General features: G+C 63.4%; 16 protein-coding genes and 1 tRNA gene. 11 read left to right on the top strand and 6 right to left on the bottom strand.

Features of this window, described 5'->3' with window-relative positions:
* Positions 1 to 9: 9 nt before the first annotated feature.
* The gene (locus AArc1_RS16050) at positions 10 to 762 is read right to left on the bottom strand and encodes a helix-turn-helix domain-containing protein (protein ID WP_228442347.1); all 753 of its coding nucleotides are present in this window, start codon (positions 760 to 762) and stop codon (positions 10 to 12) included.
* A gap of 236 nt (positions 763 to 998) precedes the next feature.
* Here AArc1_RS16050 and AArc1_RS16045 point away from each other — a divergent pair, with 236 nt between their 5' ends.
* The 3 genes from AArc1_RS16045 to AArc1_RS16035 all read left to right on the top strand — a co-directional run bounded on the left by AArc1_RS16045 (position 999) and on the right by AArc1_RS16035 (position 3,805).
* Entirely contained in the window at positions 999 to 1,460 is a 462-nt protein-coding gene (locus AArc1_RS16045; RefSeq protein WP_117365321.1) for a nucleoside deaminase, read from the top strand.
* Positions 1,461 to 1,868: 408 nt separating this feature from the next.
* Entirely contained in the window at positions 1,869 to 2,996 is a 1,128-nt protein-coding gene (locus AArc1_RS16040) for an ABC transporter ATP-binding protein (RefSeq protein WP_228442346.1), read from the top strand.
* The gene (locus AArc1_RS16035; RefSeq protein WP_117365320.1) at positions 2,993 to 3,805 is read left to right on the top strand and encodes an ABC transporter permease; all 813 of its coding nucleotides are present in this window, start codon (positions 2,993 to 2,995) and stop codon (positions 3,803 to 3,805) included. Before AArc1_RS16040 ends, AArc1_RS16035 begins: the two co-directional genes overlap by 4 nt.
* A gap of 20 nt (positions 3,806 to 3,825) precedes the next feature.
* Here AArc1_RS16035 and AArc1_RS16030 read toward each other — a convergent pair whose 3' ends face one another.
* The 3 genes from AArc1_RS16030 to AArc1_RS16020 form a co-directional block, all read right to left on the bottom strand.
* Positions 3,826 to 4,143 (bottom strand): DUF4870 domain-containing protein, encoded by a 318-nt coding sequence (locus AArc1_RS16030; RefSeq protein ID WP_117365319.1) that lies wholly within the window; start codon positions 4,141 to 4,143, stop codon positions 3,826 to 3,828.
* A 407-nt stretch (positions 4,144 to 4,550) separates the two neighbouring features.
* Positions 4,551 to 4,624, bottom strand: a tRNA-Ile gene (locus tag AArc1_RS16025).
* 68 nt (positions 4,625 to 4,692) lie between these two features.
* On the bottom strand, positions 4,693 to 5,298 hold the full coding sequence (locus AArc1_RS16020) for an FxsA family protein (protein ID WP_117365318.1): 606 nt from the start codon (positions 5,296 to 5,298) through the stop codon (positions 4,693 to 4,695).
* 174 nt (positions 5,299 to 5,472) lie between these two features.
* On the opposite strand from AArc1_RS16020, the gene AArc1_RS16015 reads away from it, so the two are divergent.
* Entirely contained in the window at positions 5,473 to 7,116 is a 1,644-nt protein-coding gene (locus AArc1_RS16015) for a DUF255 domain-containing protein (RefSeq protein WP_117365317.1), read from the top strand.
* A gap of 80 nt (positions 7,117 to 7,196) precedes the next feature.
* Positions 7,197 to 8,000 (top strand): TrmB family transcriptional regulator, encoded by an 804-nt coding sequence (locus AArc1_RS16010; protein ID WP_117365316.1) that lies wholly within the window; start codon positions 7,197 to 7,199, stop codon positions 7,998 to 8,000.
* Positions 8,001 to 8,090: 90 nt separating this feature from the next.
* On the opposite strand, the gene mptA is transcribed toward AArc1_RS16010, so the two are convergent.
* Positions 8,091 to 9,023, bottom strand: a complete 933-nt coding sequence (mptA, locus tag AArc1_RS16005; protein ID WP_117365315.1) for a GTP cyclohydrolase MptA — start codon at positions 9,021 to 9,023, stop codon at positions 8,091 to 8,093.
* Positions 9,024 to 9,206: 183 nt separating this feature from the next.
* On the opposite strand from mptA, the gene AArc1_RS16000 reads away from it, so the two are divergent.
* The 3 genes from AArc1_RS16000 to ftsZ all read left to right on the top strand — a co-directional run bounded on the left by AArc1_RS16000 (position 9,207) and on the right by ftsZ (position 12,910).
* Positions 9,207 to 10,151 carry a calcium/sodium antiporter gene (locus AArc1_RS16000; protein WP_117365314.1) on the top strand — a complete coding sequence of 315 codons (945 nt, stop codon included), beginning with the start codon at positions 9,207 to 9,209 and terminating at the stop codon, positions 10,149 to 10,151.
* Positions 10,152 to 10,277: 126 nt separating this feature from the next.
* The gene (locus tag AArc1_RS15995) at positions 10,278 to 11,609 is read left to right on the top strand and encodes a D-aminoacyl-tRNA deacylase (protein WP_117365313.1); all 1,332 of its coding nucleotides are present in this window, start codon (positions 10,278 to 10,280) and stop codon (positions 11,607 to 11,609) included.
* A gap of 158 nt (positions 11,610 to 11,767) precedes the next feature.
* Complete coding sequence (ftsZ, locus tag AArc1_RS15990) at positions 11,768 to 12,910, top strand: cell division protein FtsZ (RefSeq protein WP_117365312.1); 1,143 nt, start codon at positions 11,768 to 11,770, stop codon at positions 12,908 to 12,910.
* 78 nt (positions 12,911 to 12,988) lie between these two features.
* On the opposite strand, the gene AArc1_RS15985 is transcribed toward ftsZ, so the two are convergent.
* Positions 12,989 to 13,321, bottom strand: coding sequence for a 2Fe-2S iron-sulfur cluster-binding protein (locus AArc1_RS15985; RefSeq protein WP_117365311.1), 333 nt, complete (start codon positions 13,319 to 13,321; stop codon positions 12,989 to 12,991).
* A 156-nt stretch (positions 13,322 to 13,477) separates the two neighbouring features.
* On the opposite strand from AArc1_RS15985, the gene AArc1_RS15980 reads away from it, so the two are divergent.
* The 3 genes from AArc1_RS15980 (at position 13,478) to AArc1_RS15970 (ending at position 16,807) form a co-directional block, all read left to right on the top strand.
* Positions 13,478 to 14,884: a geranylgeranyl reductase family protein gene (locus AArc1_RS15980; protein ID WP_117365930.1), complete on the top strand. Its 1,407-nt coding sequence runs from the start codon at positions 13,478 to 13,480 to the stop codon at positions 14,882 to 14,884.
* 312 nt (positions 14,885 to 15,196) lie between these two features.
* Complete coding sequence (locus tag AArc1_RS15975) at positions 15,197 to 16,117, top strand: DUF4397 domain-containing protein (protein WP_117365310.1); 921 nt, start codon at positions 15,197 to 15,199, stop codon at positions 16,115 to 16,117.
* A 132-nt stretch (positions 16,118 to 16,249) separates the two neighbouring features.
* Positions 16,250 to 16,807, top strand: a complete 558-nt coding sequence (locus AArc1_RS15970; RefSeq protein WP_117365309.1) for a rubrerythrin-like domain-containing protein — start codon at positions 16,250 to 16,252, stop codon at positions 16,805 to 16,807.
* Positions 16,808 to 16,814: the final 7 nt, after the last annotated feature.

Genomic DNA, 16,814 nt, shown 5'->3' with positions numbered 1-16,814 from the left:
CGGCGGCGCTCACTTCTCCGTCCACTGCGAATCGGCTGCCTCTTCCTGTAACTCCATCTGGGCTTCGACGTCGTTCATGACCTGAACCACCTGCCGAAGGACCTTCCGCTGGCTTCGACGGAGGTTCTTCGACGCCCCCATCTTCGAGATGTCGAACTCCTCGGCGACGCCGTCCAGCGTCGTTCCTCGCGGCGTCGAGAAGTAGCCCTTTTCGACGGCGATCTCGAGCGTTTCTCGCTCCCTGTCCGTGAGGTTCTGGAGCGCCCGAAGCATTGCACCCAGAGATTCGACGTTCTGGAGGATGTCGAAGAAGTCGTCGATCTGAATCGAGTCGTCTCCCTGGACGGTAAACTCGTTCGACCCATCGAGTTCCGAGAGGGCATCGTCGGCTTTCATCGGTCGATCGAAGCCGACGTTCCAGATCTCGCTTCCGTTTCGGATCACGAACGGACCGGTTACGTAGCCGTCGTTTCGACGAATCGTCTGCATGGCGTCGGTTTCGTCGATCCGCGATCGAAGGAGTGCGGTGTTTTGCTTTCGTGACAGCAGCTCATAGCCCCGAAGCATCTCGTGTCCCTCGAGCGTCTCGAGAGCGCCGTGTAACTCCGTGGGCGTCTCACCGATGGCGAGCAGTCGCGTCTCGAGGGTGCGGTCGGCCTGGTTGAAATCCCAGTGCTGGGTGCGGAAGGCGACGTTGTGGGTTCGCGTGGTCCGGATGTACGGACAGTCGTACTGGACCATGTCGAGTTTCAGCGCCTTCATTCTACGATAGTATTCGACTCCGTCAGTATAGAACTTTCTAAACAGCTTCCTCAGCCGCTTTCGGTCGGGAATTCGTGAGAATTGAGCTACAGGATCGAGTCGGACGACGCCGCCCGGTCGGGGTTTTCGTCCTCGGTGTCTCGGTCGACACCACCGCACGAACTGACAATCGATCCCGAGTGGACCGCTCGACGAGCACCGACGGAGTATATCACCCCTGGCGACGACGTCTCACTGTGACAGCATCAGTAGACGAGCAGTACATCCGACAGGCGATCGACCTCGCTGAGCGAGCAGTCGAGAACGGGAATACGCCGTTCGGCTCGTTGCTCGTTCGTGACGGGACGGTCCTCAGAACGGCTGAGAACACGACAGTGACCGACGACGACCTCGCTGCGCATCCGGAGTGTAAACTCGCCCGGTGGGCGGGTCAAGAACTCGAGGCCGACGAACGTACTGACGTGACGATGTATACGAGTACCGAGCCGTGTCCGATGTGTGCGAGTGCGATCCACTACGCCGGACTCGGTCGGGTCGTGTTCAGCGTCGCCGGCAGCACGCTGAACGACCTGCGCGGTGGCGGCGTAATCGACGTCCCGTGTTCGGAGATCATCGACCGGGCTGGCGGCGAGACGACGGTCGATGGGCCTGTACTCGAGGAAGCTGGCTGTGCCGTCCACGAGTCGTTTTTCGGGTAAGGACCGGGCATCGTCGACTAGCGATCCCGTAGCGGAGACGGCGAGCAGTGACAGTGAACGGAACTGGACGCCCGAAGGCTGCTGCGCTGTGGGTCATCGACGGCAAGCGGTTGGCCCTCGAACTCGACGGTGACCAGCAACGACCACACGCTCGAGCGAGGGCGTCTCCACACTGTCAGAACGTGGGTGACTTCGGCGGTTCTCTGAGTAATGCGGTGAATCTCCACGATAGCTCCGCCCCGCAATGTCATCCTCCGCAAGGGACGACCGTTCTCGAGCGACGCGCCCCGTCGGCCTCGCGTTTTTGTAGCTCGGAGGGCTACAGACGGTATCGTGATCGTCCGAGGGGTAACAGAGGCTGTCAGAGGGTGGGTACGTTCGTTCCGATCGATCCACGGACTCGGTTCGGTGACCCCTGGCCGACGAGACGTCACACGCGACAGAGCCGCCATCGACCCGAGCAAGGGGCCGCTGCTGTCGGCGGACGCTCACCTGTCATGTTCGGAGAACGCGACCGTTCGACCCGAGCGCAGCCCTGTCTCGAGCGTCACGGCCAGCGACGGCTCCTCAGCGCGGGGCCGTGATGCGGCCGTATCTGTGACCGGACTGAGCAAGCGATTCGGCGACGGCGCAGATGCGATCACCGCCGTCGACGACGTCACCTTCGAGGTCGAACCCGGCTCGATCGTCGGCTTGCTGGGTCCGAACGGCGCCGGCAAAACGACCCTCATCAAATCGATTCTCGGCATGGTCCTTCCAGACGACGGGACCGTCGAGATCCGTGGCATCGACGTCTACGACCGCCCTCGCGAGGCCTACGCCTCCGTCGACGCGATGCTCGAGGGAGCGCGAAACGACTACTGGCGACTGACTGTGCGTGAGAACCTTCGATACTTCGCGACGATCAGCGGTGTCGACCCGAATTCGGTACGTGACCGTCACGATCGGCTCCTCGAGCAGTTAGGCCTGGCGGAGAAAGCCGACGTTCCCGTCCGCGATCTTTCGCGTGGCATGAAACAGAAAGTGTCGTTGGCGAGCGTTCTCGCCGGGGGAGCCGAGGTCGTCTTCCTCGACGAGCCAACGCTTGGGTTGGACGTCGAAAGTTCGCGAACGCTGCAGACCGAGTTGCGGCGACTGGTCGAAACCGAGGAGTTGACGGTCATCCTCAGCAGTCACAATATGGACGTCGTCGAGGCAGTCTGCGATCGGGTCCTCATCGTCTCCGAGGGCCAGATCATTGCAGACGACACCGTCGAGTCGCTCCTCGCTGGAGCTGGGTTACACTGCATCCAGATCACGAGTGCCGATCTCGATGCCGAGCTCGTTTCGACGGTCCAGAGCCAGTTCGAGACGAGCAGCGCCGACGCTCGTGATCGTGGCTATCAGCTCGAAGTAACGACCGACAGCGACGGGCTCTACGAGTTGCTTGACGAACTCCGTACCCACGACGTCTCACTCGATCGTATACGGACGGTCGAACCCGACCTCGAGGACGTGTTCGTCGACCTGACGACGGCCGACCGGGGGAATCGATGAGTTCCCGGTATCCCGACTCGAGCAGTGCTCCACGAAAGGCCGGTTACTCCCACCTTGCACGGGCCGTCCTCTATCGAGAGTATTTGATATTCGTTCGCTATCCGGCGAACGCCATCGGCGGCATCGTCATCTCGCTGTTCTTCTTCGGCGTGCTCTTTTACGGCGGCCAGATGGTCGCCGGCCAGGCACTCACCGACTCGATCGAGGGCATCATCGTCGGCTACTTCCTGTGGACGCTTTCGGTGGGCGCGTACTCTTCGATCTCGAACGACATCTCGAGTGAGGTCCAGTGGGGGACCCTCGAGCGCCACGTGATGACGCCGTTCGGCTTTGCTCCCGTGGCGCTGTTGAAAGGCGTCGCGAAGATCGTTCGGACGTTTCTCACGTCGGCGATAATCCTGGCTGTGATGATCCTACTCACCGGGTCAACGCTCCAGCTTCATCTCCTGACGATCTTCGTCGTTGCGACGCTCAGCATCGTCTCCGTACTCGGGCTCGGGCTCGCCGCTGGCGGAATCACGGTGCTCTACAAACAGATCGGGAACTGGCTCAACCTCCTCCAGTTCGGCTTCATCGTGTTGATCTCAGCTCCGGCGTTCGACCTCGGCTGGATGCAACTGCTGCCGCTCGCCCACGGGAGTGCGCTCCTCCAGCGTGCGATGGTCGACGGCAGCCGACTCTGGGAATTCACGCCGCTCGAACTCGCGGTGCTGGTCGGCGTTGCAGCAGGCTATCTCACGTTCGGATTCGTCGTCTTCCAGTATGCAACGCGTCGGGCGAGACGTCTCGGCGTCCTCGGCGATTACTGACGCCGACGCCCGCTCGAGTCTCAGGAGATCAGATCGAGCGTGAGCGGGTAGTCGTACACCCGATCGTTGCTGGCTCTGAGTATTGCGATGATGATCAGAGCGAACCACGCAAGCGCCAGGAGCGGGAGGAGCAACAGTCCGATCAAGACGAGCATCGACAGCGCTGCAATGGCCAGCAGAACGGTCCACGTAATCTGGAAGTTCACTGCCTGCTTTCCATTTTCGTCGACGAACCTGCTTTCGTCTTTTTTGATAGTCCAGATGATGAGCGGGGCTATACTGTTCCCCGAGGGATAATAAGCCCAATAAATGCCGACGCGTGGGCGATGATCGCCCACGTCCGATCGCTACTGCTTACTGGATAGTCGACACCTGCTTTGCCAGTAGAGGCATCGGCAGCGTGATTGGCATCGTTCGTGTCTATTGCCATACCCCTTGAACTGCTCTGCCAGCACAAAAACCCAGGTGAATCGATGCGCTAAAAAAGCGACTGGATGAGCTCTTTTGAACTGTACGTGTCGCCATCCGTGTTGTAGATGGCCCTCCCAGAGAGCAATTCAGCTGTCTTCTTCGACTCCACACTGATGTCTCGCGAAATTGTTCGCCACCAGAATATGGGCCAACTCGGATTTGAACCACCTGCAGACGGTCTCACTCGCTCCGTTCGTGAGCGTGCGTCTTCCGTAACTCAAACCCGAGTTGGATACAGAATTTGCTGCTCACGGAGTCGTTCGCAGCAAAATTATGGGCCAACTCGGATTTGAACCGAGAGCCTCCACCTTATCAGAGTGGCGCTCAACCTGATTGAGCTATTGGCCCGCGACTGCATCCTATCGTTGCCGGGTGGAACGTTTAAGCGTTTCTTTCCGCCGGAACAATGAGAACCCCTAGCGAGCGCCGGGGTCGGCGTCGGAGTCGTCCTCGCTCGAGCGGTCTGTCGTTCGTTCGTCGCCGAGGTCGACCGTGTACGTCGTCCGTCCGTCGCTGTCGACGCTGTAGGCGTCGGTGCCGAGGTCGTACGTTCCGCCAGCGCTCGAGTCGGTCCCTGGTCCGGGGGTCCCGGCGTCGTCGGGGAAACCGTAGGTCCAGACGGTACCGCTGACGAAGCCGTCGGCCTTCTGGTCCGCGTAGGGGACGATGACGTAGCGTTTGAGGCCAGCCCGGATCGGGATGCGCGTCAGCGGGACGACGAGCAGGAAGCCGATGGCGTCGGTCACCAGTCCGGGGGTGAGCAAGAACGCTCCGGCGGCGATCAGCAAGCCACCGTCGAGCAGTTCGTTCGTCGGGGCCTCGCCCTTAGCTAGCGTCCGTTGCATCTTCCGGAGGGTTCGCCGTCCTTCCGCCCGAACCAGCAACATGCCGATCAGGCCGGTGAGGACGACGAGTAGGACCATCCCGACCCAGCCGATGACGTCGACCTGGCTGACGACGATGGCCAGCAACAGGGCATCGAGAAAGGGGATGAACAACAGCGCGAAGATCCACCGGAGCATACCACGCTATTGCCGACCGAGAGTGAAAACGCTTTACTCTCGTCTCGAGTGCGAGAACGGCGTGCTCGTCCTGGATCACTCCTCGCCCGTCTCGGCACGTTCGGCACGTTCGGCGCGGCTCGGTTCGAGTGTGGGGAACGAAGGGCTTACCCTCGCGACTCGCTACCACCCGATATGGACGATCCAACGCGCGTCGAGTGGCGGGAGTGGGGGCAGGCGGCGTTCGACGAGGCTGCGGCGGCGGACGTCCCCGTCTTGCTCTCGCTGACGGCGACGTGGTGTGACCACTGCCACGAGATGGATGCGGAGACGTACGCCGATCCGCGGATCGCAGCGAACGTCAACGACAGCTTCGTTCCCGTCCGCGTCGACGTAGACCGCCGGCCCCGTGTCAGGGACCGGTACAATATGGGCGGTTTTCCATCCACGGTTTTTCTGGCACCTGACGGGAACGTCCTTACGGGCGCGGGCTATCTTGGCCCCGATGGAATGCGTCAGGTGGTCGACAGCGTTCGGACGATGTGGCAGACCAACGGTAGCGGCGCGGCCCGGGTTCCCCGTCCGCTTCGCGAGGGTGAGCCACCGGCTGGCGAGTTGAGCCCGGATATCGAGGCGGCGATGCTCGGTCAGCTCACCGAAAGCTACGACGAGGTCGCCGGCGGCTGGGGTGGCGGCCCGAAGTTCCCCCTGCCCGACGCCCTCGAGTTCGCGCTCAAACGCGACCGGGAGATGGCACTGCGTTCGTTCGATGCCGTGAGCGCGAACGTATTCGACGAGTACGACGGCGGCTTCTATCGGTTCGCGGCCGAACCCGACTGGTCTGGGCTACAACACGAGAAACTGCTCGACTCGAACGGTGCGCTCGTACGAGCGTTCGCGAACGCCTACCTCCATACCGGTGACGACGCGTACCGCGAACCGGCCGAGCGGACGATCGAGTACCTGACGACGACCCTCTGGAACGACGAGGTCGACGCCTTCGCCAACAGTCAGGCACCCGGCGAGCCCGCAGCCCACGGGATCGACGTGACCGACCGTGCGCTGGCTGATGAGCCGCCGGTCGACGACGGCGTCTTCGCCGGACCGAACGCTCTCGCGATCGAGGGGCTGCTCACCTACTACGCGTACACCGACGACGAGCGCGCCCGTCGGTACGCCGAACGCGCCCTCGAGACGCTCCGGACGGAGCTGATCGTGGACGGCGTCGTCGCCCACGATCTGGACGGGTCGCTCGAGGCCGACGGTTCGACGTGTCTCCTCGCGAACCAGGCGCGAACCCTTGCTGCGCTGACGACCGTCGCGAGTACGATCGACCCGGACGCTGTCGCAGATGCGTGTGCGGTTGCGGACGCGACGATCGATCGACTCCGCGACGGGGGCTCGTTTCTCGACGGGCCGACCGAAGGCGTCGGACTGCTCGAACGGCCGCTACGCCCGCTCGATTCAAACGTCGCGTTCGCCGACGCGTTGGTCGACCTCGCTGCGCTCACGGGCGAGAAGACGTATCGGACGTGCGCCCAGAAAACGCTCGAGGCCTACGCCGGCGCGAGCGATCGCTTCGGTGTCCAGATTGCCCGCTACGCGACGGCCGTTTCCCGGCTGCTCGAGGGGCCGCTCGTGATCCGCGTCGCCGACGAACCGGGTTCGGACCTCCACCGGGCTGCCTGGCGGCTCGCCGACCACGAGAAGGTCGTCGTTCCCGAGACCGATGGTGACCTCGAGTTCGGGACGGCCCGCGTCGAACGCCGCGAGCACGACTCTGCCGCTGCTGAAACTCCCGAACAGTTGAGCGACCGGCTGCAAACGCTCCTCGAGTAAGGTCTGGGTCCTGAAGGGAAAACCGGGCAACGGTGCAAACTACCCCAGTGTTTATGGTACTTCGGCCGCCTCCTTCGTGTATGGCCAGTCTCAGGGACCTCGGTCTCTCCGAGTACGAAGCTCGAGCCTACCGGGCGCTGCTGAATACAGGACCCACAACCGCCAAGGAGTTGTCGCGGGCGAGCGACGTCCCGATGGGCCGCATCTACGACGTGCTCAACAGTATCGAACAGCACAATCTCGTTCGCAGCCAGACTGCGAGCCGTCCGAAAAAGTACGTCGCGGTCGAACCTGCCACGGCACTCGACCGGCTCCTCGAGGACAAGAAGCGTGAACTCGAGGAGCAAGTCGACCAGTACGAGTCGATCGTCGACGACCTCTCGAGCGAACTCGACGCGGCTGATCCGGTCGAAGAGCAGTTCTGGACCGCCGCCGTCGGTCCCGAGGAGACCGTCGACCTGCTCCTCGAGCGACTCGCGGCCGCCGACGATCATATCGTGATGGTGACGGCCGATCCGATCCCGGAACGGGACGTTCAGGCCCTTAGCGAGGAAGTGACCGAACAACTCGAGAACGCACTCGAGCGCGGCGTTTCGGTCGACGTCCTGATGACTCGTGACATGGTGCCCGCGCTCTCGGAGAACGTCGGTCGACGCTATCGCAACTCCTTGCAGGCCCGTGATGACTTCGACGTCCGGACGAACGACGCCGTCACGGGCTCGTTCAACATTATCGACGGCGTCGAGGTCTGCATCCAGGTTCCCAATCCGCTTTCTTCGGGCGATGCCTTCGGTATGATCGATCTCAAAGATCCGGAGTTCGCCGCGAGCGTCCACGAGGAGTTCGTCCCGCGGTGGGAGGGAGCCGACCCCCTCGAGTTCTGACTTCGCTGGTAGAGTCCACTGATCGGAACGTTCCGTTCGTACTCGTACCCGATTCGATGTCGTACCCGATTCGATGCCGAGTCTCGGCGATCAGGCGTCGCCGTTGAGCTCTTCGCGTAAGGTTGCCATCTCGACGACGCGTTCGGCGTGGGCGTTGTGCTGGTGGATCGACTCGTCGTTCGACTGTTTCATCGTGATCACGGCGTCGTCCTCGAGGTGGCCGAACTCGGAGACGACCCCTTCGGCCATCGATCGTACACAGTCTTCGACGAACTTCGCGTCGCTGTGGGCGTCGAAGGTCATGTGGTCTTCGTCCGGGCGTTTCGCGAGGTTGTAGATCCGTGCGCTCATCGAGTCGCGGGCGACGTCGATGAGATCGTTTAGATCGACGTCGGGGTCACCGCTTGCCTCGATCGTCAACGTCGCGTGGCCGCGCTGGGAGTGGCCGGGCTGTGGGACTCGATCGAGAAACTCACTAATCGTTCCTTCTTCGACGCCGAGATCCTCGAGCGTCTCTTTCGCTCGCGAGGCCGACATCCCCTGTGAGCAGGGACAGACGGTCATCCCGGTCACGGTCGCACCGATCTCTTCGCGGGTTCCCTCGTCGGTCGCCGTCGCCGAGGCGATGATGTCGACGGTGAACTGGGTTTCGCGGTCGGTCGCTGGCGTTTCTTCACGGCGCATAAATTCTGCTGCCATCGACACCTCCGCTCGAGAAGTGTAATCGTGTTTCTCGAGCAGCCGTTCGGCGGCGTCGCCACAGACTTCCTCGACGCGGTAGGCCTCTTCACGGGTGGCGTCCTCCAAAATCTCGTCGATAACCTCCATGTTGCGGCTCATGTCCGCACCCTTTCGCCAGCCGGGGAGGTCGACGAACACCTCGAACTCCGCGGTAAACACGAGCGGGCGTTTGTCCTCGCGAGCGATCTTGACGAGCTTTTCGACACCGGTGACGCCGACCTGACTGAGGCCGACGGTGACCTCGGGCGACGTCGCCTGCACGTCCGGAAGCTGGTGACTCATTACTCGCATTCAGGTCAGGAATCGAATAGGGGTTTCGGAACCTGCATTTTGCGGGTTCACTTGAATGGCCTCTCCGTTCGACGACCCGCCGACCGACGCGCCAACTGCCCATCGCGGTCACACCGAGGCGACTGCTGTCATGTACCCGAGTCGTTTTTACACCGTTCTCGAGTACTCGAGCGTATGCTCTCCGGGACCGGGCTCTTTCTTTTCTTGTTGGTCGGCGGTGTCGTCGCGCTGTACGTCGGTGCGGAACTCCTCGTCGCCGGTGCCGGACGGCTCGCACTCGGTGTTGGCCTGCGGGCAGCGACTGTCGGCGTGACGGTGATCGCGTTCGCGACGACCGCTCCCGAGTTGTTCGTCGCCACTATCGGTGCGCTCGACGTCTCTTCGGATATCGGTCTCGGGACGGTACTCGGCTCTAACATCGCGAACGTCGGACTGGTCCTTGGGCTTGCAGCACTCGTCCGACCGTTGACGATCAGCGAGACGGTCATGTATCGTCACGTCCCGTTCATGGTGTTCGCCGCGGCCTTGCTGGTTGTACTCGGGCTCGACGGCACGATCGGTCAGCTCGAAGGAGTGATCTTTTTGCTGGTGCTCGCGGGCTTTACGGCGTATCTCGTCTACGCCGCCACTGTCGACTCAGTGCCGGCTGCAGAGCTCCCCGACGGCGGCAGGGACATCGATGTGAGAGATGTCTCGTTCGTCCTTGGTGGACTGATTGCACTCGTCCTCGGCTCGCGATGGCTTATCGCCGGTGGGAGCGGGCTGTTGTTCGAACTCGGCTTCTCGGAGCTGTTCGTCGGGCTCACCGTGCTGGCACTCGGCACATCACTGCCCGAACTCGCCGCGTCGGTCGTCGGCGCGATCCGTGGCGAGACGGGATTTGCGATCGGAAACGTCGTCGGTTCGAACATCTACAACGTGCTTGCGGTGCTCGGGATCGTCGCCGTGATCACGCCGATCTCGATCTCACCGTCGACGCTCCGATTCGAACTTCCCGCCCTCGTCGTCTTCACCGTCGTGTTGGTTGCGATGATGGGCCACGGACGACGGCTGAGCCGTCTCGACGGTGCGGCCCTTCTCGTCGGATACGCCGTCTTCATCTACCTGCTTTTCCCCTGAAACCCCTGTGTGCCAGGATCCGTCTCCCAGCGAGATCGGCCCCACGACCCACGATGATCGTCGACCGTCGCCGTGTCCGGCGAGTGAAACCGGCGGCTTAACGGCACCCGACGCTCGAGGACCGGTATGACCGAGCTGGCGATCGTCGAGAGCCGCGCGGACCGCGCGTCGGTCCACGTCTGTGAGCACCTGCGGACGCTGCTCGACTGGGAAGAACGCGTCGACGCGGAGCGTCCGGACGCCGACGGCGGCGGCACCTACTTCCGCGCCGACGGTGTCGAACTCCGGTCGTTCGAGCCGTTTCACCTCGAACTCGAGCGACCGGCCGCCGCGTTCGACTGCGATCCTGATCTGTTGGTCTTCGCCTCGAGACACTCCGGTGATACTGGTCCGCTGCTGACGGGCCACTTCACCGGCAACGTTGGCCCCGCGGAGTTCGGCGGCGCGGCGTACGCCGTCGCCGAGGCTGCCCCGAACGCGCTTGCCCGGCTTCTCGTCGCGTTCGACGAGTACGCTCCAGCGGCGTACGACGTCGGGATGGAGTGTACCCACCACGGCCCGACTGACGTCGGCTGTCCGTCGCTGTTCGCGGAACTGGGCAGCGACGACGAGCAGTGGGACGACCCGGCGGGTGCCGAAGCCGTCGCCCGGTCGATCCTCGAGCTTCGGGACGTCTCGCCCCACCGCGAGCGGGCGGTCGTCGGCTTCGGCGGCAATCACTACGCACCCCGGTTCGAGCGAATCGTCCGGGAGACGCCGTGGGCGGTGGGGCACATCGCTGCCGACTGGGGCCTCGAGTCGCTCGATCACCCTGGCGCTCACGAGCGCCTGCTCGAGGCGCTGTTCGAGGCGAGCGGTACCGAACTGGCGGTCATCGACGGCGAGTGGCCAGTGCTCGAAGCGACGCTCGACGAACTGGGCTATCGGGTCGTCAGCGAGACATGGCTTCGGACGGTCGGCGACCGGCCGCTCGACCTCGTCGACCTCGTCGAATCAACCCTCGGAGACGTCGACGACGGCGTTCGTTTCGGCGAGCGGATGGATCGGTCCGTCACGGTCTGTGACCTGCCGACCGACCTGATCGGAACCGCCGAGGGAATCGACCCCGAAGCCGTCAGGGCAGCCGTCGCCGCCTCGAGCGTTGCTTTCGAGACCGACAACGGCGGGAGTCGGATCGGCTCGCAGGCGGCGTTTCCTGACCCCGCTGGGGATGCCTACGACGACCTCGTGGCGACACTGGCTGCGCTGCTCGAGCGAACGTACGAGGCGGTCGTTCTCGAGGCCGATGCCGTCGTTGCTGAGAAGATGGCGTTCGATCCCACGTTGGCCCGCGAGGCTGGCGTTCCGGAGGGGCCGAAGTTCGGCACGCTCGCAGACGGCGAACCGGTTACCGTCGACGGAACCCGAATCGATCCGGATCGGGTTCGAACGCGTCGTACACATCGGTTCGAGATCTGAATAGTAAGATACCTTACTTTAGGAGGTACTTACTCGGTTTCGTCGCTCAGTCGATTGATCATATCTCTCTGTCAGGTAACAAAATAATAACCTGTCAGACACCTGGCTGACGTACAGGGGAAAGGTAATTACGCTTCGTCGTATAGGGACGGCCAAGAATGGACTCACTCATCGACGACGCCATCGACGAGGCCGAGGAGGGGGAGCCGCCCGAGGCACCCTCCGGCCAGGCACCTGACGAGTCTTCGGGTAGCCGTCCGTCGGGGACGATGACCGACGACGAACTGGAAGACGTTCTTCAGGACCTCCAGACCGACATCACGGTCGTCGGCTGTGGCGGTGCAGGTGGTAACACGATCAACCGGATGTTCGAGCAGGGTATTCACGGTGCGAAACTCGTCGCTGCGAACACCGACGTCCAGCACCTCGTCGAGATCGACGCCGACACCAAGATCCTGATGGGCGAGGAGAAAACGGGCGGGCGAGGCGCCGGTTCGCTCCCACAGGTCGGCGAGGAAGCCGCGCTCGAGAGCCAACAGGACATCTACGACGCCATCGATGGCTCGGACATGGTCTTCGTCACCGCCGGACTGGGTGGTGGCACCGGCACCGGCTCGGCCCCCGTCGTCGCCAAGGCCGCCCGCGAGGCCGGCGCACTGACGATCTCGATCGTCACGACGCCGTTTACTGCAGAAGGTGAGGTCCGCCGGACGAACGCCGAAGCCGGGCTCGAGCGTCTGCGCGACGTTTCGGATACCGTCATCGTCGTCCCGAACGACCGGCTGCTCGATTCGGTCGGCAAACTGCCCGTCCGCCAGGCGTTCAAAGTCTCGGACGAGGTGCTGATGCGCTCGGTCAAAGGCATCACGGAACTGATCACGAAACCCGGCCTCGTCAACTTAGACTTCGCCGACGTCCGAACCGTTATGGAACGTGGCGGCGTCGCGATGATCGGTCTCGGTGAGTCCGATTCGGAAGCGAAAGCCGAAGACTCCGTCAAGACTGCCCTTCGCTCGCCGCTGCTCGACGTCGACATCTCCGGTGCGAACTCCGCGCTCGTCAACGTCACCGGTGGCAACGATATGTCCATCGAAGAGGCCGAAGGCGTCGTCGAAGAGATCTACGATCGCATCGATCCCGACGCCCGCATCATCTGGGGTACCTCGATCGACGAGACCTTAGAGGGCAGTATGCGCACGATGATCGTCGTCACGGGCGTCCAGTCGCCACAGATCTACGGCCGCCCCGAGGGCGAGGCCGTCCAGCCCGAGATGGCCGACGATATCGACTTCGTCGAGTAATCGCACACTACTGGTACGCTGTTTTCACGGCATCGCGTAATCGCGTTCGCCTCCCCGACCTCGAGTCTTCGTCCGCGGTCAGTCGTCGGCCGTCGCGCCCGTCTCCCCACTCGCCTCGAGGTCGGCGTCGATGCTCGGGGGATACTTCCCACGCTCGAGTTTGAGATCCGACTGTGGGCGAGCCATACAGGTAAGCGCGTAGCGTTCGGCTTCGGCTTCGGTGAACCCACGGGCGGCCGGTTGGGTGACCTCGCCATCGAGAATCTCCGCCGAGCAGGCCAGACACATCCCGACGCGGCAGGAGTACTCCTGGGCGATTCCCTCTTCGAGACAACGACTGAGAATGGTTTCTTTCTCCGAGCAAGTGATGGTCTCGCCCGTCCCGACGAATTCGACGGTGTACTCTGTCATACGGCCGCCTACGAACGACTGCACCAAAACTCTTTATCGGCTGGTTGTCCCTGCAGTTGACCCGACGGTACCGGTGGTGTTCCGCGACGAGTTTCCGCCGTGTCGAGTCGAACGGCACGAAAAACGTTTTCTTACCGCGGTGTCGACACTGTCGATATGAGCACGCAGGAACAGTCGGCCAGCACCGCCACGCGCGAGACCCACTCGCCGGACGTGGTCGTTGTCGGGGCCGGGACCGCAGGCTGTTACGCCGCGGCGACTCTCGCTCGCGAGGGGTACGACGCCGTTCTCGTCGAACGGAAGTCCGAAGAAGAGGCTGGCCACATCGCCTGTGGCGACGCTCTCAAGGGTGCAAGCGCCTTCCCGGACTCGATTCCCAAATCCCAGATCGAACCCGCGTTCACGAACACCGACGTCGACCACGGTCGGTTCGAGATTCCTCAGGAGGACACCGTTCTCGAGATTCCCGTCCCTGGTGAACTCGCCGTCATCGACCGCTGGGAGTACGGTCGCCGGATTATCGAAGGGGCAATCGAGGCCGGCGTCGAGATCCACTACGATACCGTCGTCCGGGACGTCATCCAGAACGACGACGGCCGTGTTACCGGTGTCGAGGCGATCTCGAAGGGCCAGCCTCGCCGCTACGAGGCTGCGTTCGTCGTCGATGCTGCCGGCTCGCTGTCGGTGCTTCAGGACTACACTGACTTCTCCGAGTCGACGTTCGATACGAACGTCAACTACACGCACTTCTGTTCGGCCTACCGCGAGGTCGTCCACGTCGAGGAACCCGTCGACTGGCACGACGCGCTCGTGTTCAAGCCGACTGAGCGTGCTGCGGGCTACCTCTGGTATTTCCCGCGTACCGAAACCGAGATCAACGCCGGCCTCGGTTTCCAGATGACCGAAGAGCCGATGGAACTCGTCGAAGACCTCAAACGCGACCTCGAGAACCGTGCCGAATTCCAGGGTGCCGAAGTCGAGGACAAACTCGGGGCTGCCCTGCCCACCCGACGACCCTACGACTCGGCGGTCCACCCCGGCTACGTGGCCGTCGGTGACGCCGCAGGTCACGTCAACCCCACCACTGGCGGCGGAATCGCTGGCGCTGCCTACGCGGGCAAGTACGCCGCCGAGGCCATCGTCGACGGCCTCGAGGATGGCGACCACGGTGAGGCGGTCCTCTGGGAGTACAACGAACGCGTCATGGACCACTTCGGGGCGCGGTACGCCGCCCTCGACGTCTACAATATCCTCTCGACGGCGGTCGACGTCGACGATCTGATGGGCTTGCTTGCCGCCATGCCCGGCGAGAAACTCGCCGAAGCGCTCTACGAAGGCAGTGCGAGCTTCGGACCAAAACTCGCCGCCGAAAGTCTCTACAAAAGCCGCGGTCACTGGGGCACGATCTGGAACCTCTATCAGACCAAACGCCGGGCTGACGCCCTTCTCGCGCACTACGAGAACTACCCCGACCACCCCGCCGGACTCGAACACTGGCAACGCCGACGCGACGAACTCATGGACGCCGTCTACGAGACGACCGGCGCCGACCCCAAATACTAACGACGACCGGTTGCGCTGCGGTCTCTCGTGAGCGAGAGACAGGCGTCTCGCTCGCGACGTCCCTCGACCGCCTGGCGGCTTCGCCGCCACGGTATAGCTGGTCGGCGAAGCCGACCAACCAGTCGATCAACCCACTTTCCGCTCCGTTTCGGCTCGCGAACGGCACTCCCGTCGCGTGATCGGGTGGACACTGCCCTCTAGTGGCTACTGTCGGCCCGGGCGGGTCCGAGCCGGCGTCTCGGACTGCCTCGCTACCCTCGACCTGCATAGGTAGGTACTTCCGATATTGGGGAACGTTCCATAAACGTTATAATGTCGCAAGAAACGACAAGAAGGCGTGTACTGTCGATCGCGGGTGCAACCGGTGTGATCGCACTGGCGGGCTGTCTCGGTGACGACACCACCGAGGAGACGCCGGATGACGACCACGAGGAAGATCACGACGACGACCACGACGACCACGACGACCACGACGACCACGACGACGAGGGCGCGGACGAACGAGCGGAACTGGCCGAGGTCCGCGTGGCCCACCTCTCGCCCGACGCTCCGAACGTCGACGTGCTCGTCGACGGTGACGCGGTGCTCGAGGACGTTCCCTACCGCGCCGTCAGCGAGTACCTCGAGCTCGAGGCCGGCACCTACGCGGTGGCCATTCAGGCCGCCGGCGATCCCGACACGGTCGTCTTCGAGGAGGACCTCGAGGTCGAGCCCGGAGCAGTGACGGTCGCCGCGCTGGGCGAACTGGCCGAGGAGAACCAGCCCTTCGAGCCGGCAGTGCTCGAGGACGACCTGAGCGACCCGGGCGAGGACGCACGCGTGCGACTGGTCCATGCCGCCCCCGATGCCCCCGCGGTCGACGTGACGGTCGACGACGGCGAACTGGTGCTGTTCGAGGACGTCGACTTCGGCGAGGCCGGGGCCGTCGAGGTGCCGGCCGGCGCCTACGAACTCGAGGTCCGCCCGGCGACCGAGGACGTCGACGGCGACGTCGTCGCGACGTTCGAGGTCGAACCGGCCGCCGGCACCGTCTACTCCGCGTTCGCCGTCGGCTACCTCGAGCCCGAGGCGGCCCCCGCTGACGAGCCGTTCGACCTCGAGGTGGTCGTCGACGCGGAGGCGGACGCGGCCGACCACGATTCGGACGGCGACGACGAAGACGGGCACGAAGACGACGACGGATACGGAGACGACGGATACGGCGACGAGGAAGACGACGACGGCGGATACTAGACGGGTAGCCGCGTCACAGGGCTACTCGAGTTCGATCTCGAGGCCGGCCTCGAGCCGATTCGACTCGAGGCGGGACACTGCTACTGATCCGCACAGCCAAGCCTATTTATTCGGAGCACGAACACCGTGGGTATGGCTCTCACGACCGCACGCGACATCCTCGACGATGGCGTAACGGCGTTCGAGACGACGACATCGGTCGACGACGCGATCGATTCGATCCGTACGTCGACGGCGGACCCGGAGTATACGATCTACTACGCCTACGTGGTAGACGAAGACGGCGCGCTCTGTGGCGTCGCCTCACTGCGAGAACTGTTGAACGCCGACGGTGAGACGCCCGTGTCGTCGATCGCCACCGAGTCCGTTATTTCGGTGACGGATGCCGACCCGGCCGACCACGTCGCGAAGGTGTTCGCCCGGAACAAGTTCATGGCGTTGCCGGTCGTCGACGACGACTCGAGTGAGCTTCTCGGCGTCATCAGGCCCGCTGACGTCATCGAAGCGCTCGATGAAGAGTCTTCCAAGGCGGTTCTCGCGGAGACGTTTCGGGACATCGAGTACGACCCCGCCGCCGAGAGCACGTACGAGTGTTTCACCTGTGGCACGCTCATCGAGGCTGCCGACAACCCCGGTGCCTGTCCCAACTGCGGCGGCGACGTTCGCCACCGACGGACCACCATCGAGTAGCTCGGGT

This window comes from Natrarchaeobaculum sulfurireducens (assembly GCF_003430825.1).
GTDB lineage: Archaea > Halobacteriota > Halobacteria > Halobacteriales > Natrialbaceae > Natrarchaeobaculum > Natrarchaeobaculum sulfurireducens.
The sequence above is the reverse complement of the archived record's forward strand: the minus strand, read 5'-3'. Positions and strand labels throughout refer to the sequence as shown.